Below are 21,678 nucleotides of genomic sequence, written 5' to 3' on the forward strand. Positions count from 1 at the left end.
TTGCTTGTTACCTTTAGCACTCGATTGCAATTACTTTACCGTATTTGCTGTGCTGTTTCTTAAATCCTTTACTAGTAAGCCTTTCAAGACTTAACAGGAAAAGTCAGGTCATTAATAGCTGCAATTACTTCGCCAGGATGTATTAGTTTTATTAATCTCTTATCAGGAATATCTTGCCAATTATCTATAATTAATACTCTTACTTAATAATTTGGTTAACTTTATTTAGCATTGTCTAAGCAATTAATATCCTATTAGAATAGGAATTAATGATAATCTTTAAGCTGCTACTACCTCTAAATTTCTCATGACTCTTGTTTTGTTTTTTAGTTACCAAATCGCTTCAATATTTAAAACAAATCCCTGTAAAATATCTTCTCCTGACAAAGTAACAGGCGATTCCAACACCTCAACCTCTTGATCTTGCCGATAAATCTCCACTTGCCGCGATTTACGATTAATTAACCAACCTAAACGCACACCATTATCTATGTATTCCCTCATTTTTTCTTGTGCAACCTTCAAACTATCACTTGGCGAAAGTAACTCAACAACAAAATCAGGAGAAATGGGGGGAAACTTTTGTTTTTCTTCTTCAGTTAAAGCATCCCATCGTTCTAACTTTATCCAAGAAGCATCAGGTGAACGATCTGCACCATTAGGTAATTTAAAACAAGTAGAAGAATCAAAAGCGATGCCAGTAAAATCGGTATCTGACCAATTAAATAATTGTTGATTTAGTCTACCATTACGATTTCCGGTTTCTCCCCCGGTTGGTGGCATGATAATTAATTCTCCGGTTGCAGTGCGTTCAAACCTCAAGTCACGGTTTGCCTGACATAGATTAAAAAACTGCTCATCTGTCAGTTCCAATACTGATTGAAGGTTGACGGTGAAAGCATTCATAGTCATATCTCAGATTGAAAAGTTAAGGCAGGCTTGATGCCTGCCCATTAATCCTACTCTATTCCTTCAATCCGGTCTTCAACTTCTTGGTACAACTCGCGTAGACGATTTAAATTATCCTCGCTAGTCTCCCAATAACCGCGTCCATTCACTTCCAACAAAGTTGATACAACCTTGCGGAAAGAATGGGGATTAAGGTTCAGCAACCGTTTCTGCATTTCTTCATCTTTGATGAAGGTTTCGTTAGTATCCTCGTAAATCCAGTTATCCACAGCGCCAGCTGTCGCACTCCAACCCATTGTATTCACCAATCGCTTGGAGAGTTCGCGCACACCTTCATAACCGTGATTCAGCATCCCCTCGTACCATTTGGGATTTAATAATTTGGTACGCGCATCTAAGCGCACGGTTTCTGATAATGTCCGCACTTGAGCGTTAGCTGTGGTTGTATCTGCAATATAAGATGCTGGTTTTTTACCATCACCCCGCAGACTTGCAACTAGCTTAGTGGGATCGGAATCAAAGTAGTGAGAAACGTCCGTCAAACTAATCTCAGAAGAATCCAGATTTTGGAAAGTTGCATCAGCAGTTTTCAATGTACTTTCAAAAATCTGTCGAGATTCGTCCATTATTCCGGGGTTATCGGAATTGAAGGAGAAGGATTTCCGGTTGAGATACATGTCCTGCAACTCGGCTTCGCTATCCCAAGTACTGTTTTCTACTGCCAAGTTGATATTTGACGAGTAGGAACCAGAAGCGTTGGAGAAAACACGCGTTGCTGCTTGACGCAGATTAATCCCCATATCCTCAGCTTGCTGCAAAGCATGTTTGCGAACAAAGTTCATTTCTAAGGGTTCATCTGCTTCAGCTGCCATCTTCACGCCTTGATCTAGCAGGTTCATTTGGTTGATGAACAAATCGCGGAATACACCAGAACAGTTGATTACCACATCAATTCTGGGGCGTCCCAACTCTTCTAGAGATATCAATTCCAATTTATTCACCCGTCCCAAGGCATCGGGAACCGGACGCACACCCACCATCCACATAATTTGCGCTAGGGATTCGCCGTAAGTTTTGATGTTATCGGTTCCCCAAAGGACGCAGGCGATGGTTTCTGGCCATTTACCTTCGTTTTCCGCCTTGTTACGTGCCAAAAGCCTGTCTACAACGATTTTGGCTGATTGGACTGCGGCTGTTGTGGGGATGGATTGCGGATCTAGTGCATGGATATTCTTACCTGTGGGTAATACATCCGGGTTGCGGATGGGATCACCACCAGGGCCAGGTAGGATGTACTCGCCTTCTAAGCCTTTGAGTAATGCTCCTAGTTCGTTGTCAGCACAAACTTGTTGCATACAGAATTCCAAATACTCAAATAGGGGTTTTAGTGTGGCTGTGTCAACTTTGGGATAACCTGCTTTATGCAATGCTTCTACCCAAGGTTCCTTTTTGCCCATGTTGAAGAAATTCAACCGGGAAACTAGAGAAACTCGCCCTTCCGCATCGGCTTGCTCTTGCACAAGGGCGCTAACTGCTGCACGGGTTGCTAAGGTGATATTTTGCAGTAATTGGACATCTTCTAAAATGCCTCTGTCGTTACTTTGGTAAATATCGTCAATATTACGCCCAATGCTGTTAGCGATAATTCCCGGTAAGCCTTGAAGTCCTTCTTCTTGACGATCTAGACTAGCAATGTTGACCAGAGTTGCGATCGCTTCTTCTGCACTTGGCGGTTTCCCAATCACGTGCAACCCACAAGGCAACAACCGAGACTCGATTTCCATCAATCGGCGGTAGACATTGCCAACGATATTATCGCGATCATCGGCACTCATTTCCTTGGCATCGGTTTCTGGCAGATTGATATCCTTATCCAGATTCACAATCCGGCATTTATCCATGATGCTGTTAACAATGGAAATGCCGCGTCCACTATCTTTCAAGGTTTGATAGGAAGCAATTAATTCGCTGAGTTCCTTCAAACCTTTATACAAACCAGCATTTTCTGCCGGAGGTGTCAAGTAGGAAATTGTTTCGGCATAACTCCGACGTTTGGCAATTGTCGCCTCACTCGGATTATTAGCGGCGTAGTAATACAAATTCGGAATTGAGCCAATCAAGTTATCTGGATAACAATCACCAGACATCCCCATCTGTTTACCTGGCATGAATTCCAAGGAACCGTGTGTGCCAAAGTGGAGTACAGCATCAGCTTTCCAAACTTGCTCTAAATAAGTGTAGTAGGCAGCAAAACCGTGGTGAGGACTAGCTGAACGGGAGAACAACAGCCGCATCGGATCGCCTTCATAACCAAATGTAGGTTGGACACCGATGAAGACGTTACCGAATTGCTTTCCATAAATCAACAGGTTTTGCCCATCACTATTAAGATGTCCCGGAGGTGGGCCCCAGTTTTCTTCTAAGCGTTGAGAGTAGGGGGTGAGTGCCTCATACTCAGGAACCGACATTTTGTAAGCAATGTTGAGTTCTGGGCTGTTGTACTGCGCTTGGGCGTCATGGATGACTTCTTGCATCAACGCTTCGGCTGATTCTGGCAATTCGGGTAAGTCGTAGCCATTATTCTTCAGGGCTTTCATCACCTCATAGATGGAACCGAATACATCCAAGTAAGCAGCGGTTCCGACGTTGCCTTTATCTGGTGGGAAGCTGAAAACGGTGATCGCAACTTTTTTATCAAGCTTCGGCTTACGGCGAAGACTAGCCCACTTTAAGGCGCGTTCAGCTACCGCTTCAACCCGATCGCGCAGGGCGATCGCTTTCCCTGTAGTCCCATCCCTACCCGATAAAATTATCGGCTCAATTGCCCCATCTAATTCCGGAATCGCAATTTGCAAAGCTACTTGAATTGGATGCAACCCTAAATCGCTATCCATCCACTCTTCTGTGGTTTGGAAGACTAAAGGTAACGCCACCATGTAAGGACGGTTTAAGCGTTTGAGTGACTCAATTGCTTTGGGATGGTCTTGTCTAGCTGGGCCACCCACTAAAGCAAAACCGGTCAGTGATATAACTGCATCTACTAACTGGATGTTGGTATTTGGTTCATAGAAGTAGGCATCCACAGGCTTAGAGAAATCCAAACCACCAGCAAACACAGGTAATACACGTGCGCCTAGTGCTTCCAATTCCTGCACCATTGCTACATAATGGGCATCATCCCCTGTAACTAGGTGAGTGCGTTGTAATACTAACCCGACACAAGGAGCTAAGGGATCTTTTAGATCGCTAGAAATATCCTTACGAGCTGTATACCAATTGAGATACTCTCTGACATCTTCAAACATACTGCTAGCCAAAGGATGCCAAATCCCTAAATCGGGATAAACCACCGGTTGTTGATACGTCGAAGGTGTAATTTGGTTCTCTAAACCTTTAAATACGTATTTATCAGCTAGCATCAGCAAAAAGTTTTCCAGATTTTCTGGAGAACCACCTAGCCAATACTGAAAACTGAGCATGAAATTTCGGGCATCCTGTGCCTTATCCATTGGTAGGAACTTCAGCACTTGCGGCAGCGTTCGCAAAAGCTTCAGCATCCCATCTTGGAATCCCGCACCTGATTTTTCTTTGCGTTTCCGCATGAATTGGGCAATCGCACTTTTTGACTGACCCAACTGTGCCAAGGAAAAAGTGCCCATTTTATTTAGGCGCATTACTTCTGGCATGGAGGGAAAGACAACGGAAACATCTAGGCGATCGCGGTGTGGTTCTACTGCTGCTACTACTTTCTGTGCTAAGTCTTCGATGAAAATGAGGGAAGCGATGAAGATATTCGCACTCTCAATTTCTCGTTTGAACTCCTGGTAGTTCTCTGGGTCGCGGAGTTCCTCAATCAAGTACCCGCTGATTTCAATCGCCAAGTTAGGATTGCTCGCGTTAATCGTGCGAACCGCTTGCGACAATGCACTCTGGTACTGGGACTCAAGCACGACATAGACCACCTTGATTAAATTACGTCCGCGTAAATTATCAGGCGCAATGTGTCTAATGGTGGACTTGACGTGGGTGAACATGCTTCCTCGGCTCCTTTGATGCGTGTTCTCTACTGCAAGTTCCTAGCGGCATCAGCAGCCACAGGTAACTTACTTATTGGCAATATGTGTTTTTTATCAGAAAACGCTTGCCCACTGGGCATTTTATCGTCTATCTGACACAAATCGATATAAAAAACGAAATATTTCTTTGTATTTGTTGACTGTATTTAAAAGTATTAGCTCATTTTTTGTAAATTTTTGTAATTTAATTGCTAAATAACTATTTAGCGATATTATTAAACTTAGAAAAAAACCCGTTTGTGCGGGTTGTAAAATTGGCAAAACGCGCCCGTGCAATATTAATGTTGGCATCAGGGGAAACATTCTGCAAAACAAGTCTTTATGTAGGAATGTGAGAACGTCACATCAGAAAGTGGGCAAGACGGTTTCTTAAACATGGAATTGAAGGATTATTCTGATGGCAAATGACCGGGACGACAAGAAAGTTTTTTCCCACTCAAGTCGCATTGTATCTGGTTAAAATTGCTTGTGAGCGACCTGATATGATGGAGCGTTCGTTATCGCAATGGAACTGTACGAGGATAAGACTAATAATTAACTTTGAGCAAGCTTTTTCTGAACCAGTTGCTGTTGCTAGCGGTAGTCCTTCACTTAATACTTTTTTGAGCTAAATACTAGCGTTATAAAAAATTATCAATATGATTAAATATTAATCTATGAGTATTGATACTATCGCGTTTATAGCTATTTTTTAGGAATGGGATCAACAAGAGCGATCGCCAACTTGCAGAATGTAGAATTTATGATAAATTACCGATTTGTTGATGATGTCACTGAACTTGATTATCGTCTGTTTTAACTTGCAATTGCTGAAGCTGAATATTTAAACCAGTAACGCTGACAATTAATGCGATAGCGTAACCGCCCGCCGTAGGCGATCGCCACTCCTTGATTGAGCATATTTACTGCAATTTCTTGAGCTTTTTGTTCAATAACCTGTTCAAGCCCTTCTTGACAGAATATCTTGATAAATCACAGATTCGCGCTTAATATCACTCGGCTTGATTACCAAGAGTTTTAACCTGTAATTCTTGAACTTGTTCAATAGTTAAACCTGTGACATCTACTATTGTTTCAATATCAATACCTTTATTAATCATTTTGATGGCAATTTCTTGAGCTTTTTGTTCAATACCTTGTTCAATACCTTGTTCAAGCCCTTGTTCTAATCCTTGTGCAAGCCCTTCTTGCAAAATATCTTGATAAATCACAGATTCGCGCATAGTATCACTCCGCAAAACTTTTTTAATCAACTCTTTATTTAATACTAGCCCAGCTAATACTGCTGTTGATGCAGCAACATTATTGCGGATTCGAGTGTCGTTTAGTGCTTCAATAACTTGGGCAACTTCTTCTAAAGTTCGTGCTTGATCCTCAGTTTGACTTAAAGCTGCAAACGGTAGCAAACCTGGAGAATTGAAAAATACTTCGGTTGGCTGTTCCCAAAGTCGAATTACTTCAAATCTGTGCAGGCTATTTTCTAGAACAAATTCCGTTTTATAGACTAGCTCAGAATCGCTTGGTTTCAGGTAAATAACTACCTGACGCATTCGTTTATGGGGAAATCTTCGATACACGCGCAAACGATAATCACTCATCCGAAAGGCAATATCGGCCTTGGGTACAGTTTGGAATTCAAGATGGAGAACAACCTTATCCGACTGCAATAAAATTAGTGCATCGGCGCGAATGGGTTCCAGGGATAATTCAGATGGACTAAGTTCGGTAAGTGTAATTGGTTCACCGAGTAGCCATGTTGCAAAGTCGGCTGAAAATGACTCTGCGAGAAACTTGCAGACGTTATCAAGCATAGCCTGCAATTATATCAGTAATGTTGTGCCTCTAGAAATTAGGAACGAATTAGGTAATATTTACCTCTTGACTAATGGTCCCTAACTCCTGACCATTAACTAATGACTCAAGTAGATATTCTCATCCTATCAAATGGCCCAGGTGAGGTAACAACCTGGGTGCGTCCAGTAGTGAAGGCGTTGCGGCAAGAACTAGGTGATGACCGTTCTGTGGTGAGGATTTCTGTGGTATTATCGCCTTGCTCAAATGCTAGTGGAAAAGAAGCTGCGATCGCTCTTTCTTACCCAGAAGTAGACAGAGTTCAGGGAGCAGAGCATTTTTGGCAATTTTTGCTTCAGGGCAAAACATTTGAAAATTGGGATTGGAGAAGTCGCGGTGTAGTTGTTTTCCTCGGTGGCGATCAAATTTTCCCTGTAGTCATAGGCAAAAAGCTCGGATATCGCACAGTGATTTACGCTGAATGGGAAGCCCGTTGGCATAACTGGATTGATCGTTTTGGCGTGATGAAACCTGAAGTTGCTAAGGGTGTCTCCCAGAAATATGCTCACAAATTCACCGTTGTCGGTGATTTGATGCTAGAAGCAGCAGGTGAAGCCGGGGAGAGCCTAGATTCCAATTCGCCTCTGCATCTGACTCCATCACTCAAAACTGAATTGATTGGTTTACTGCCTGGATCAAAAGCGGCAAAATTAGCCCAAGGAGTGCCATTAAGTTTAGGCATTGCCGAATACGTTCACTCAAAAAGGCCCCAAACCAAGTTTGTGATTCCTGTAGCCCCGACTTTGGATTTACAAACGTTAGCTAGTTTTGCTGATCCCCAAAAGAACTCTATTGCTGAAACCTTTAGCTTTGGTGGTGCTGACTTAATTGTCCCAGAGGACGCTAAAGGCAAGGCATTGCTCAAAACAACAACGGGCTTAACTGTAGAACTGTGGCAAGAAAACCCTGCCTATGACTTATTATCCCAGTGCTGCATCTGCTTGACTACAGTGGGGGCAAACACTGCTGAACTCGGTGCTTTAGGAGTGCCGATGATTGTTTTGCTACCAACGCAGCAACTTGACGCCATGCGTTCTTGGGATGGTTTACCTGGGTTGTTGGCAAATCTGCCGGGGGTAGGTACCACCTTTGCGAAGGTGATTAATTGGCTATTCCTGGGACTCGTGAGAAATAAAGGTTTATTAGCGTGGCCAAATATCTGGGCACAGGAAGAGATAGTGCCTGAACTTATGGGTAAACTTGAACCGCAAGAAGTTGGGGAAATGGTACTAGACTTATTAGCCCATCCAGAAAAATTGGATGAGATGCGAAGCAAGCTATATAGCGTTCGTGGCGAAAACGGCGCAGCACAGAGGATAGCACAGATTGTTTGTGAGGAAATTCGCAAGTAGGGGTTTGAACACAACCAAAGGGTGCAGAGGCACTAATACCGCAAGGCGGAAGTCAAAAATCAAAAGTCAAAAGTCAAATGGAATGGGCTTTTTAGGGATTTTAAATGGTTGCTCTATTTACGCCGTAACGTACTAAGGCTTTCATATGTGTGCTTTTTAATAAACCTGTTGCATAAATCCGATTATCCCCTGAAATTAAAAGTCACTGGCTCACATATTTAGCCTACGTAGGCAGGCTAAATATGTGATTTAACTTGAAAAATCTGGTTCATCCAGTCACAAATTTAATTCATTAAATATTTGGGCAATAGGTACTATACTATTAAAATATTTGTCAGTAAGTGAATTTGAACACATGAATAATGTGATCCAGGTCACTTACTTGAAAATAGGTACAATCATACCATCTTCTGGAATTGAGAATGCAGTAACAGGGCATGGGAAACTTGATACCCCCTCTGGGGATAAGGGGCGATAGGGCATGAGGTGTGTTACCAATGCCCTATCCCCTATGCCACAAGCCGCTTTCATGAAAAGTTTTTGAAGTATAGATAGGGAAGTATAAGACTTACTATGATATCAAGTTTACGAAGGAAATTCAATTATTTCATAAATCATAGGGCTTTTAAAGAGTCCCCTCTGAAAGTTACTTTCCGTTTAATATATTGGTGGATAGTTTGTCAGCTTTCTATTCCCCAAACGATTTTAGTTAAAAAGTGGAATGTTCGCTTTTTTTTACCGCCCGCTTTTTATAGAACAGGGAATACTAGTCTCTTTGTTTTCCGTGATACTTATGAGCCTGAATTAGGTTACATTGAGCGCACCCTCGCATCAGGTGAAGTGTTCATAGATGCAGGAGCCAACTGTGGTATTTATACCTTGTTGGCTAGCAAATTAGTAGGAGATTCTGGACTAGTTCTTTCCTTTGAACCAGGAGTAGAATCTTTAAAAAGTATTGAGCATAATCTAGAAATCAACAGCGTGAATAACGTCAAGTTATTCAAATCGGCACTTTCAGAAGAAGAAGGTACAGCTAAGTTGTATCATATTGAAAATGCTCCTACGAGTTATTCTTTGGGATCAGACAAGAGTGAAGAGATAAGTTTTGAAGAGGTTCCGATCACGACTCTCGATCATGTGTTGGCTCATGAAGGGATTGAGCGAGTGGATTTTATCAAGATGGATGTAGAGGGAGCAGAGGAACTTGTCTTTCGGGGTGCAACTTCATTATTTAGTCGGATGAAACCAAAAGTGATATTTGAGATTAGCTCTCAGACAAGCGCAAGACTTAATTTGTCAGCGGATGGTGCCTTCAATTTTCTTAAAAAACTTGGTTACCAGTTTTTCAAAGTTAAAAATACAGGCGAACTGTTCAGCTTTGAATCTCCTGAAGGTCAGAGAGGAAATATTCTAGCAATTCATCAGGATGATTTAGTGACAGGTTAAGATAATTGCACATTTGTCAATAGGTAATCGGAAAAAAGGGATAAATTTAGCTGAGGTCAAGGTTTGCTGATGGCTTTGACCACACCTAAACCCTGGTTTATAGAGGCGACAGCTTACTTCACCGGAGCTGTCGCTTTGTATTACTGTTGCTAATCCGAAGACTGTCCATCTCTTCGCCCTAGTTCATAAATGCCGCAACCAATACAGGCTAGTATGCCTGTGCTAATTGCCCAACTGCGACCTAAACTGATTTCCACACCCCAGTTGAATAAAGCGCCAATGACCAGAAAAGGCACAATGCTAAACAATGAAGCGTAAAAAGCGTTTTGGGATTCTCTAGCTTTACGAGTCCTTTCAAATTCTGACTGGCTGGTGTAAAGCGATCGCTCTGCAAAGTTAAACCAGCGGTTGAGTTGCTCGATTACCCATTCACTGACTGGGTTGAAAGCTAGATATAGCGCCAATGACCACAAACTCGCTCCAGCGATCGCGATCGTATCTAATTCAAAACGGAAAGGCAAAATTTCAGTCAGCATGGCTTATGGGAGTACTGCAAAGGGTTGACTTTAGCTGTCAGTAGATGCTAAAGTCAACCTCTTATGCAATTTTAAGCATAAAGGTTGACAAGATTTCAACTACTTGGCAATTGTCCCGCTCCTTTAAACTAGGATATCAACATATAAGTAGGTGCGGCGTAAATAATTCTTGTTGGGATAAAACAGGGGGCTTTCTAGCAGAGGGAAAAAAGGGTTTGAACCTTATTTACTTATCTTCACACAGTTTGGTTTTACTGGCCCAACTTACTTACCTCTGTCCAACCATTTATATCGGCAAACTGAAGATGCTCCTGATAAAACTCAGTTGGTAGCCTAAACGCTGCACTGTTACCAATTTTGGTAAGACAAATGCTGTAGGAGTTGCTCATCTTCAAGCCTATCTACATGAGGTACTTATACCAATTCTGTATGAAGATGCGCTAAACGAAATGAGGAACGAACTGCAAAGGACGCATTCGCTTAGTGTCTCGTAGAGAAGGATACAAAGGAAGAAATAAGAAGCCAAGAAAATTTGGTGCAGCCTCACAAAAAAATGGTATTACATGATAGTAATTTATTACGCAATACATTGGTCTGTATTAGTTAATGCGTCGGCTTGCATTGTTAATGCATCAACTTACAATGTTAATGCGCCAACCGCATTGTTAATGCATCAACTTACAATGTTAAGGAAATACGGTAAGACATCAATCCAGATTTTGCAGCCCCATCGCAATCTTACTATGTTTCTCAATTTGTCCCATGACTTGTTTTGCTCGTTGAATCACTACCGCTGGTAAACCCGCCAATCTTCCCGCTTCAATCCCATAAGACTTATCAGCGCCTCCCGGTTGGACTTGATGCAAAAAGATAATTTGGTCGGGTAATTCTTTCACAGTCACCTGATAATTAGCCACATTTGGCAAAATGCTAGCCAGTTCATTTAACTCGTGATAATGAGTCGCAAAAATAGTTCGCGCCCGAATATCTACTGCTATATATTCTGCCACCGCCCAAGCTATGGAAAGACCATCAAAAGTTGCTGTTCCCCGACCAATTTCATCTAACAACACCAGCGACCTAGATGTGGCATGGTTGAGAATATTCGCCGTTTCATTCATCTCTACCATGAACGTAGATTGACCAGTTGCAAGATCATCTACTGCACCTACACGGGTGAAAATGCGATCGCATATTCCCAATATGGCAAACCTAGCTGGCACAAAACTACCAATCTGCGCCATTAACTGAATTAATCCTACCTGACGCAAATAACAACTTTTGCCACTAGCGTTTGGCCCGGTGAGGATAATCAAATCAGGGAATGGGGAAATTTCTTCTTCACTAGTTCCTACTCCCAATTCCCCACTCCCTAGTTGAGTCGAATTCGGCACAAAGAAACCAGGAGGTAAAGACTGTTCCACTACTGGATGACGGCCATCAACAATGTTTATCTCCCTTCCTGGCAACATTTCTGGACGACAGTAACCTTGATGCACCGCCAACTCAGCCAAACCACATAACACATCCGCCGCCGCCACTGCCCGAGAGAGATTGCGAATTACCTCCGCTTCTTGTGCTACCTCTTCCCGCAACGCCGTAAAAATCTCATATTCCAACTGATTTAAATCATCCCGCGCCGTGAGAATCCGGGCTTCTCGTTCTTTCAAATCTGGGGTGATGTAGCGTTCTTCATTCGTCAGGGTTTGCTTGCGGATGTAATTAGCGGGTACTTGGTCGGCTTTGGTGCGGGAAATACTGATATAGTAACCAAAAGTTTTGTTAAATCCTACCTTTAGTGTCGAAATTCCCGTATTAGTCCTCTCATCAACTTCTAAATTGGCAATCCATTGCTGGTCTGCTTCTACAGTCGCTTTCCTTTCATCTAATAGGGAATTCACGCTAGGGCGAATCAATCCGCCTTCTTTGATTAGTATGGGTGGCAACTCCACAAGATGCACGTGTAACTTTTGTGCTAATTCTTCCAACACACTTGGGACTTTCTGCAAAGCTTTGAGGAATGGAGAACGCGCCTCAGTTACTAAGTGGGATAATTCTGGTAAGCGGGAGAGAGAATCTGCCAAAGCTACTAAATCTCTAGCACTAGCTGTACCAGAACCCGCCCTTCCTGTGAGTCGTTCCAGGTCATAAATTTGGCGTAACAACTGCCGCAAATCTTGACGCAGGGGCGTATTTTCCATCAATTCTTGGATGGTATCTTGCCGCGCTCGAATCCCTTTAATATCGAGTAGTGGCTGCAATAACCACCGCCGTAAAGCACGCCCACCCATCGCTGTACTAGTTCTATCTAGTGCCCAGAGTAGAGAACCGTGAAAAGTGCCATCCCGGACAGTTTGGGTAATTTCTAGGTTACGGCGGGTTTGATTGTCAACAATTAGATAGTCTTTGTCTGTGTAAGTACGAAGTTTCTGGAGGGAAACTGGGTTTTCCTTTTGGGTATCTTCCAGATATTCCAGAAGACCACCAGCTGCCCGGACGGCGAGGGGAAGATGATCACAACCGAGTCCTTCGAGCGATCGCACTTTAAATTTCTGCAATAATCTAGGTCTAGCTTCGGCTTGCGAAAAAGGAACTTGCGATCGCAAACTATAGCAAAATGATGGTGGCAAACACTGTGGCAGATGTGGCGAAGTTTCTCCTGGACGCAGCAAACTACCTAAATCAGGTGCATTTGTGGGAACTAACACCTCTGAAGGTTGCAAGCGCATTAATTCTTGTGTCAAATGTTCTAAATCACTACCTTGAGTCGTGAGAAATTCCCCTGTAGAGATGTCTGCATAGGCTAAACCCCAATGATTTGCGGCAATTACTACTGCTGCTAAGTAGTTATTGCGACTTGATTTAAGCATTCCCTCTTCTAGCAAAGTCCCAGGAGTCAGGATGCGCGTTACTTCTCGCCGCACCAATCTACCAGCAGCTTCAGAAGCATCTTCTACTTGGTCGCAAATTACCACTGCATAACCTTTTTCTACCAGCATCGTCGTGTAGCGTTCCCAAGCGTGGTGTGGAACACCAGACATCGCCACTCGTCCCTGTTCCCCAGCTTGCTTGCTAGTGAGGACTAATTCCAATTCTTGCGCTAGTTTTACAGCATCTTGGAAATAGCATTCAAAAAAATCTCCTACCCGATACAGCAATACTGCGTGAGGATATTTATCCTTCGTCTCGACATAGTGCAAATACATTTGACTTAGCTTACTGCGGTCTACCTGTCGATGGTCGGAAATAAAAGTACTCGCATCGGGCTTGTTAGATGGAGTTTCAGAGTGAGAAGCGGTCATAGATGCTATTGAGTTACGCACGGAAATTTCACAATATTCGATGATAGCGTGATGTGAAAGTTGGGGGGCGATCGCTCAAGGATTTTTGACCCTTCGTTATATTAGCTTGCTGAGGTACCATTGTTGCAGCTAGTTTAGTAAAGAGGTGAACGCAGTATGGCGAAGCTTGGCGAACCTTAGTTACATTCAATAACCCTAAAAGTTTTGGAGCGTGTGTCCTTGTAGTTCTTTTTTCATACTTGCCATTTTTTGAATGACGGATAGCTGTCTTTAACTAGATATACAAAGTTTATTTATAAATTTGCTCTATATATCTGATATTGTGCCATAAAACGCTCAATTCCATCTTCCCTATAAAATTATCTTAAAATATCAATATCAATATCAGCATAAACTACGCTTCCATTATTTGCACCATCAAGTGACACCGCTCATCTTCAAAATTCACAGCATCTAAAATCCAAGGATGATCTTCTGTTCTATTTCTCAGATGTTCTCAAGGTGTAGCAGTGGGATCAATTGGAGATAGCATGGTGTAGGATTCAAGAAAAGCGATCGATTTACTAGAAGGCAGATCGGTTTTTTTTGTGGTTGTTTTAGTAGACAATTGGTGGGAAAGTGCCTTTAAGAAAAGTTTAATTCGGATAGTTGAATGAGTGCAGTAATCTTTTCCTTAAATCTGTCAGCTAGTAAGTGTGGAAGAAAGGACACAAAAAACCAAACTAGTAAGTCCCTCATCCTAAATTGCTGGAAGTGGTTGGGAGTTGGATTTTTGGTGTTAGTGCTAATGCCGAGTCAGGTGTCAGCCCAGAAACCAACGAAACCTCTACGTGTGGCGACGGGATTAGCCACACCCTTTGTCTTTGAGAAAAACGGTCAAATTACTGGATTCAGTATTGATCTTTGGCATAGTATTACTGAGGAGATGAATGTTAAGTCCGAGATATTTGTCAATCCAACTACTCAAGATTTGCTGTCTGCTGTTAAATCTGGTAAGGCAGACGTGGGGATTGGCAATATATCTATCACTGCCGAGCGAGATAAAGATTTTGATTTCTCTCAACCGATGTTTGAATCAGGACTTCAGATTGTAGTACTAAATCATGAGAATGGTGTCAGATCAGTACCAAGTTTATTAGCAGTGATTTTCTCACCTGCCCTAATACAGCTTGTTGGCATCATTTTGGTAATTATTCTTGTGCCAGCCCACATTGTCTGGTTTTTTGAGCGCCACCGTTCTGAAGGAATGATCCCAACTTTGTCCTACTTTCCTGGTATTTTCAAAGCTTGCTGGTGGGCAGCTGCAACCCTGGCTACCCAAGCTGACGAAATGCCTAAGAGTGTAATCGGACGGGTAGTAGCCGTAGTCTGGATGTTTACCAGTGTTGTTTTTGTTGCCTACTTCACCGCTACAGTGACTACTTCGCTAACAGTGGATCAACTACAGGGAAATATTAAAGGTCCAGATGACCTAGTGTCCAAGCGTGTCGCTACTGTCATCAATAGTACATCGGCAACTTACCTGCATGAACAAAACATTCAGGTTCTAGAGTTCAATAAGGTTGCCCAAGCTTATGATGCACTCTTACAAGAAAAGGTAGATGCAGTTGTTTTTGACGCACCTGTTCTCCTTTACTACGCGTCGGGTGAAGGCAAAGGAAAAGTAAAAGTTATTGGCAGTGTTTTTCGCAAGGAGAACTATGGCATTGTCTTTGGGGCAAATAGTCCCTATCGAAAGCCTGTTAATAAAGCCCTACTAACACTACAAGAAAACGGCACTTATCAAAAGCTTTATCAAAAGTGGTTCAGCACCAATTGAAGAACAGGTTCACTTTTGCTTTATAGTGCGATCGCTCAAGGATATTTTACCCTTTTGTCCGGCTGCTTCGGCGTGTAGGTGGTTGTGGTGCAGGTGGTTCTTGGGATTTTAACTGGTGATTACCAGTCAAAAATTATACATAAAACCCCTTTTGGTGATAGTGCCAACCTAAGATTACAATACTGGCATCACCCATAGAAGTCTTTTCTACAGCTTCATTGGGAAATTTAACGGCTAACTCTTTCAATTTTTCCTCTTCCCAAAGAACAATTTGCTCACGGAACTTAGCCCAAGGTGTGCTTTCATCATAAGTAGGTCAGCACTTTCTATATCAGGACATACTAACGATAAATCCTTGAGATGCACCACACTCAATTTTAAGGTTTGGGAACAATGCTTAATTTACATGATTTTCAGCCTTAACTGAACCGTATTAGCATATGCAGGGGATTTATATTAGACTAAGCTAATAGGTATCTTTATGACAAATTCTGCACCCTTTCCTGGCGTAGAAAAACACCTAAGTTCTCCCTTATGTTTTTCAACTATAATCTGATAGCTTATAGATAGCCCTAGTCCAGTACCTTTGCCCACAGCTTTAGTAGTGAAAAACGGATCAAATAGCTTTGAAAGAACTTGTTCATTTATCCCCAAACCATTATCAGAAATACTAACTGCTATCCATTTTTCATCGATTAACTCAGTTCTAATTTGAATTTGGGGATTTACTGCTGACCACTGACTATTGTTCGCTGATGTCTCCAGCGCATCGATCGCATTAACAAAAATATTCATAAATACTTGGTTTAGTTGACTAGCATAGCAAGTTACATTCGGCAGTTGACCGTATTTTTTGATGACTTTGATTTCTGGGTAATTATCATGCCTAGCTTGCAGGTGATGCTCTAAAATCATTAAAGTATTATCGATTCCTTCATGGATATCAACTTGCTTAAGTTCTGCTTCGTCAAGTCTGGAAAAATTACGTAGAGATTTAATAATTTCCTTAATTCGTTCTGTTCCTACTTTCATTGAATCGAACAGTTTAATTATATCTTGAATCAAAAAGTCTAAATCTATTTCTTCTATTTCATCTTGGATTTCTGGGGGAGGAATGGGACAAAGTTGTTGATAAATTTGCACCAACTTCAGTAAATCCTGGGTGTATTGATAGGCGTGGTGAAGGTTTCCATAAATAAAACTCACGGGGTTATTAATTTCATGGGCAATACCAGCGATCATCTGTCCTAAACTAGACATTTTCTCAGCTTGGATAAGTTGAGTTTGAGTAAGTTTTAGTTCGCTTAGTGTTTCTTGTAAAGCAGTTGTACGTTCCTTAACACGAATTTCTAGCTCTTGATTTGCTTTTTTGAGTGCTTCTTCCGCTTCTTTACGTCTCTGAACTTCTTTTGCTAACTCATCGATTTTCTGATTCAGGAGAACGAAATTACTGCTGGCTAAAGTTCTCTTTTCCAAACGCAGAAGAATTAAAGCTGAAGATTCAGGAGACCAAGGTTGAATAACGGCTCCTTGACTACGATATATTAACGTTTGTCCATCATTCTTTCGTAAAGTCAAAGAGCCAATAACCATTGCTCTGCTACTTGAACAGGCTTGCAGGTACTTTACAACATCGTTAGTAGACTCGGTTACAAATTCAAAGAGCATTCTCCCCCGCAGTTTTTGACGGTGTAAACCCAGTATCTCTGCTACTGGTTGATTGGTAGCTAACAATTGACCCTCTCCACTTACCAGAAGTAAAGGCTCTGGTAAAACTCTGGCAAATTCAAGAAATTGTTCAGGAGTCATGGGGGTTTTCGGGGTTCAACTTTACTTTACATATCTGCACTTAAGTTTTTATCCTGGAGTTAGTTTAGTGCTGAAGGGTTTACACAGATTCTAGTCCTTTAAAGTATTCTCGACCTTCTGCATCTTCTGCCTCCTCTGTAAGTTTTAAGTAAACAATAACTCTACATCCAGAAGCACCCTGTGCTATGGTCTCTTGCAATTCTACTTTCGCATATCCCAGATTATTAGCTGCGATCGTCCCAAAGACGTTTGAAGTCATCATGCACATGGCAGGGCGATTCAGCACTTTTTCGGCAAATGGGCAGACGCGATTGCCAAAGACAATTTTTTCATCATTCTGCTCAATTATATAAAAATCGCCCTGAATTCGTCTTTTTAAATCAATTAAGACATCAGCTACCTGCTTACGAGAAAGGTTGGAGACTTCCAGGGCAGATTTGTAATCTTGATTAATCTGTCTACCCATCCTTTCACCAACTACGCTGATAAATCCAGAGGCTTCTTCTAAGCCAACTATGTCCTGCAATGTGCCAGATAACTCTCTGATTAATGTACGTAAAAATATATCGCGTTCTAAAGAAAGATTAAGTGTAGCTATTGAGTGGTTAAGTGTATTGGTCATAAATTTTGAAGACACGATCTTGGAACTACAGTTATAGAGTTCCCATAAATGCCTTTCAAGTAACTTTTTATTGTCTTTATTAAGAAAAATTAAAGTTTGTCGTTGCGAAAATTCCCAGTTTTGCAAAGTCTCTTCTAGCTAAAGTCTCTATTATTGCCCCATACATCAGGGCAAACTCATCTAAAGTATAAAAATCATTTCACTGCAAGAGTTCCAGTCTTGATCATCAAAGACTATTTTTTAATAACAACCCAGTACCTATTTAAATCTAGCTCCTACAAGTGGCGATCGCTCAAAGTTTTTCATCCTTCAATATCTCAGCAAAAAACAGCAAAGCCAGCAGACAGAGGAAAAAATTGCGTAATTTGTGGCAATAATTCCACCTGCTGTAATAGTTGAACGGAGTCAAAACTGACGGCGGTTTAGTTGCAATGGCGATCAGATTTCATGATAAATAATGGCAAGCTTAAGAAGGATTACACGATAGGTCTTTAGCAGATTCTGTTATCGCAACAAGTAGAAATTGAGTTATTTAAGGGTTAATAAAATTTCTGGAATTATTTTATAAATTTACTTAATCTAAAATAGTTAGCATCTGATTTTTACCTCTGATTAAACTCTACTTAAACTCATGACCATCTCTCAGAGATGAAATATCACCCTTGATATATCTGAATAGAAGCATTGCTGTACAAGCTTTTGAGGCTAGCGCCTCCAATTTGACCAAATTGGCTACGCTGACCCCCTACAACTGACTGTGAAATAAAAGTGCTTATAATTCAGCAAAAACTTTGGGAATAATAAATATCATTAAGGCTGATACACGCATAGCTAGACATTTAAGTTTTAGCTTGATTTTAGATCCGACTGAGCGTATGAATGATTGCAAATCTCTCAATGACTCCTCTTTTGCCCAATATACGCAGCAGCAAAACTTCTCGCTGGCTTTTCTGCTGCGGATGATCAACGGTATCTCTGACCCAATTTTTGTCAAAAACTACCAACATGAGTGGATACTACTTAACGATGCCTTCTGTAATTTCATCGGGCGTAGCCGAGAAGAATTAATTGGCAAGTCTGACTATGATCTCTTTCCTGTTGCGGAAGCTGATATGTTTTGGGAAAAAGATGAACTAGTTTTCACTACAGGCATAAGTGATGAAAATGAGGAATTTTTTACAGATTCCTCTGGCATAATACACTTTATCCTGACCAAAAAATGTTTGTTTGAGGATGAGCTAGGTAATCATTTCTTAGTTGGGACTATTCGCGATTTCACACAGCAAAAGCGGGTAGAAGCTGAACTAGCGGAAAAAGTCTCTTTAGCAGCTTTCCATCTAGAAATAAACACTGCTATCACCCAAGGTCAGACACTACAGCCAATTCTTAAGCGTTGTACTGATGCTTTAGTCAACCACGTTAATGCTGCCTTTGCCCGCATCTGGATGCTGAATACCCAAGAAAACGTACTGGAATTGCAAGTTAGCTCCGGAATGTACACTCATATTAATGGGCCCCACGCTCGTGTTCCTGTAGGGATGTTCAAAATTGGATTAATTGCCCAAGAACGTCAACCTCACCTGACTAATAAAGTTCTAGATGATCCGCGTGTAAGCAATCAAGAATGGGCAAAGCAGGAAGGCATGGTTGCTTTTGCAGGATATCCCCTGATTTTGGACGGCAATCTTATTGGCGTCATTGCGATATTTGCCCGTCAAACCTTGACAGAATCCGTCCTAGAGGCATTGCAATTGGCTGCAAACGAGATTTCCTTAGGGATCAAGCGTATACAAATAGAACTTGCCTTGAAGGAAAGTGAGAAAAAGTACCGTCACTTGGTTGAGACCTCTCAGAACATGATTTGGTCAGTAAATGCCCAAGGATGTTGGACTTTTGTGAATGAGGCAGTCAAAAGCATCTATGGCTATGAGCCAGCAGAAATGATTGGTCGTCAGTGTAGTGAGTTTGAGCCGCCTAAACAATTTCAGCAAGAGCCAGGAATTTTGCCCCCTATATTGGCAGGAGAGTCAGTGTTTGAGTACGAAGCTGTTGTGCTTGCAAAGGATGGTATCAAGCGAAATTTACTATGTAATGCAATGGTGTTGTGGGATGAAGTTGGGAATGTTTTAGGTACAACCGGCATAGCTACTAACATTACTCAACTGAAACGAGCAGAAGCTGCCCTGCGCCGTAGTAATGCTGTACTGCAAGCTCAACAGGAAGCTTCAATCGACGGTATTCTGATTATTGATGAAAATCGTCAAATTGCATCATCCAATCAATATTTCTCCTATTTATGGCAAATTCCTCCGGCAGTAGTCCAGACTGGTTCAGACTGGCAACTCCTAGAATGTGTGCTAGACCTACTAGAAAATCCAGCAGAATTTCTCGCTCAAATTGAATATCTGTACCAGCATCCAGAGGAAAACAGCCGTGATGAAATTGTGCTCAAGGATGGACGGACGTTTGATCGTTATTGTGCGTCAGTGCGATCGCCCGATGGAGATTATTACGGTAGAATTTGGTATTTCCGAGATATCACAGAACGTAAACAAGCAGACACAGTCCTCCGACAGCAAGCACAAGAATTAGAAACAGCATTATACAAACTACAAAACACTCAAACTCAGTTAATTCAAAGCGAAAAAATGTCCAGTTTGGGTCAACTAGTTGCAGGTGTGGCACACGAAATCAACAATCCAGTTAGCTTTATTTACGGTAACCTTAACCCAGCTGATGAATACACTAAAAATTTAATTTCACTGTTAGATCTCTACCAAAGATATTATCCCCAATCAGTGAAGCCAATTGAAGAGTTTGCAGATAAAATTGATCTGGACTTCTTGAGGTCAGACTTACCCAAATTATTCAAATCGATGATGATGGGAGCAGAGCGGATTCAAGAGATCGTGCTTTCTCTACGGACTTTCTCGCGCTTAGATGAATCCTCAATGAAAGTGGTTGATATCCATGAGGGAATTGATAGTACGATGATGATCATCCAAAACCGCCTCCAGCCTACTGACAAGCACCCGAAAATTGAGTTGATCAAAGAATACGGCAATGTCCCCTTAGTTGAATGTTATGCTGGACAGTTAAACCAAGTATTTATGAATATTTTAGTGAATGCGATCGATGCTTTAGAAGATTCAATGGTTAAAGGTCGGTGGGAAACAAAAAAACTAAAAACGGATAATCCCAGAATTTATATTCGCACCCAATTACTAGCGCCAAATCAAGTCACAATTCGCATTGCCGACAACGGACTGGGAATACCAGAAGATACTTTAAAGCAAATATTTAATCCCTTTTTTACGACCAAGCCCGTTGGACGAGGTACGGGGATGGGGCTGGCTATTAGTTACCAAATTATCACAGAAAGACATGGCGGTTCTTTAGAATGCATTTCCCAACCAGGAGTTGGTGCTGAGTTTACCATTTGTATTCCTCTCATTCAACAACGTCAAATTTCTAACGCCTTATTATGTCCCTGAGAACATTGCCTTTAGCTTCGAGCTATAGTCTGTTAGTATTGCTGCAAGTCCTGGTGGGATATTCACAATCGGAGTTTTTTGCTTGCCTTTGGTGGTAGACTTTCGGAAAGTGATAGCACCAGATTTGATATCAGTCGTCTGAAGTGCCAATGCTTCCGATACGCGACAGCCAGTCAAAAGGCAAATCCCAACAGAGCGCGATAGCGTAAACGTCCGCCTTCTTGCGATCGCGCTCTGTGAAAAATCCCTCAGTGAACAATCGCTTTAATTCGTCTTGGGTTAAAATCAAACCTCGCCCCTTGCCGTCTACTTTCATTTTTGCGATCGCGATTAGGATTACACGAAACTGCATTTTTGGTCAATTTATATCCGCTAATATCAATTAGCAGACATCAAATTGTTGTGGAAAAATACGGCGATTAACTGCAATGGATATCGGTTTTTAGCGAAGGCACTGAGTTT

General features: G+C 41.7%; 12 protein-coding genes. 4 read left to right on the forward strand and 8 right to left on the reverse strand.

What is annotated here, in order from left to right:
- Positions 1-330 precede the first annotated feature (330 nt).
- From V7K21_RS10155 to V7K21_RS10165, 3 genes are all read right to left on the reverse strand, one after another.
- Positions 331-906: a Uma2 family endonuclease gene (locus V7K21_RS10155; protein ID WP_335173885.1), complete on the reverse strand. Its 576-nt coding sequence runs from the start codon at positions 904-906 to the stop codon at positions 331-333.
- Positions 907-959: 53 nt separating this feature from the next.
- Positions 960-4,943 carry a magnesium chelatase subunit H gene (locus V7K21_RS10160; RefSeq protein WP_335173810.1) on the reverse strand — a complete coding sequence of 1,328 codons (3,984 nt, stop codon included), beginning with the start codon at positions 4,941-4,943 and terminating at the stop codon, positions 960-962.
- A 1,034-nt stretch (positions 4,944-5,977) separates the two neighbouring features.
- A complete protein-coding gene (locus V7K21_RS10165) occupies positions 5,978-6,796 on the reverse strand; it encodes an Rpn family recombination-promoting nuclease/putative transposase (RefSeq protein ID WP_335173812.1) in 819 nt (272 codons plus the stop codon).
- 102 nt (positions 6,797-6,898) lie between these two features.
- On the opposite strand from V7K21_RS10165, the gene V7K21_RS10170 reads away from it, so the two are divergent.
- Positions 6,899-8,188 (forward strand): lipid-A-disaccharide synthase, encoded by a 1,290-nt coding sequence (locus V7K21_RS10170; protein WP_335173814.1) that lies wholly within the window; start codon positions 6,899-6,901, stop codon positions 8,186-8,188.
- Between the two features lie 573 nt (positions 8,189-8,761).
- Positions 8,762-9,634: an FkbM family methyltransferase gene (locus V7K21_RS10175; protein WP_335173816.1), complete on the forward strand. Its 873-nt coding sequence runs from the start codon at positions 8,762-8,764 to the stop codon at positions 9,632-9,634.
- A gap of 149 nt (positions 9,635-9,783) precedes the next feature.
- On the opposite strand, the gene V7K21_RS10180 is transcribed toward V7K21_RS10175, so the two are convergent.
- Together V7K21_RS10180 and mutS are read right to left on the reverse strand one after the other, a co-directional pair.
- The gene (locus tag V7K21_RS10180) at positions 9,784-10,170 is read right to left on the reverse strand and encodes a hypothetical protein (protein ID WP_335173818.1); all 387 of its coding nucleotides are present in this window, start codon (positions 10,168-10,170) and stop codon (positions 9,784-9,786) included.
- 707 nt (positions 10,171-10,877) lie between these two features.
- Positions 10,878-13,472: a DNA mismatch repair protein MutS gene (gene mutS, locus V7K21_RS10185; RefSeq protein ID WP_335173820.1), complete on the reverse strand. Its 2,595-nt coding sequence runs from the start codon at positions 13,470-13,472 to the stop codon at positions 10,878-10,880.
- Positions 13,473-14,247: 775 nt separating this feature from the next.
- Between mutS and V7K21_RS10190 the strand changes: the two genes are divergently transcribed.
- Entirely contained in the window at positions 14,248-15,291 is a 1,044-nt protein-coding gene (locus V7K21_RS10190; protein ID WP_335173887.1) for a transporter substrate-binding domain-containing protein, read from the forward strand.
- 456 nt (positions 15,292-15,747) lie between these two features.
- Here V7K21_RS10190 and V7K21_RS10195 read toward each other — a convergent pair whose 3' ends face one another.
- Together V7K21_RS10195 and V7K21_RS10200 are read right to left on the reverse strand one after the other, a co-directional pair.
- Positions 15,748-17,100 (reverse strand): ATP-binding protein, encoded by a 1,353-nt coding sequence (locus V7K21_RS10195; protein WP_335173822.1) that lies wholly within the window; start codon positions 17,098-17,100, stop codon positions 15,748-15,750.
- A gap of 79 nt (positions 17,101-17,179) precedes the next feature.
- Positions 17,180-17,722, reverse strand: coding sequence for a methanogen output domain 1-containing protein (locus V7K21_RS10200; protein ID WP_335173824.1), 543 nt, complete (start codon positions 17,720-17,722; stop codon positions 17,180-17,182).
- A gap of 875 nt (positions 17,723-18,597) precedes the next feature.
- Here V7K21_RS10200 and V7K21_RS10205 point away from each other — a divergent pair.
- Positions 18,598-21,216, forward strand: coding sequence for a PAS domain S-box protein (locus V7K21_RS10205; protein WP_335173826.1), 2,619 nt, complete (start codon positions 18,598-18,600; stop codon positions 21,214-21,216).
- A 130-nt stretch (positions 21,217-21,346) separates the two neighbouring features.
- Here the strand turns inward: V7K21_RS10205 and V7K21_RS10210 are convergent, their stop codons facing one another.
- Positions 21,347-21,568, reverse strand: a complete 222-nt coding sequence (locus V7K21_RS10210; protein WP_335173828.1) for a hypothetical protein — start codon at positions 21,566-21,568, stop codon at positions 21,347-21,349.
- Positions 21,569-21,678: the final 110 nt, after the last annotated feature.

Origin of the sequence: Nostoc sp., from assembly GCF_036919595.1 — a bacterium.
In the GTDB taxonomy this organism is placed as follows: Bacteria; Cyanobacteriota; Cyanobacteriia; order Cyanobacteriales; family Nostocaceae; genus Nostoc.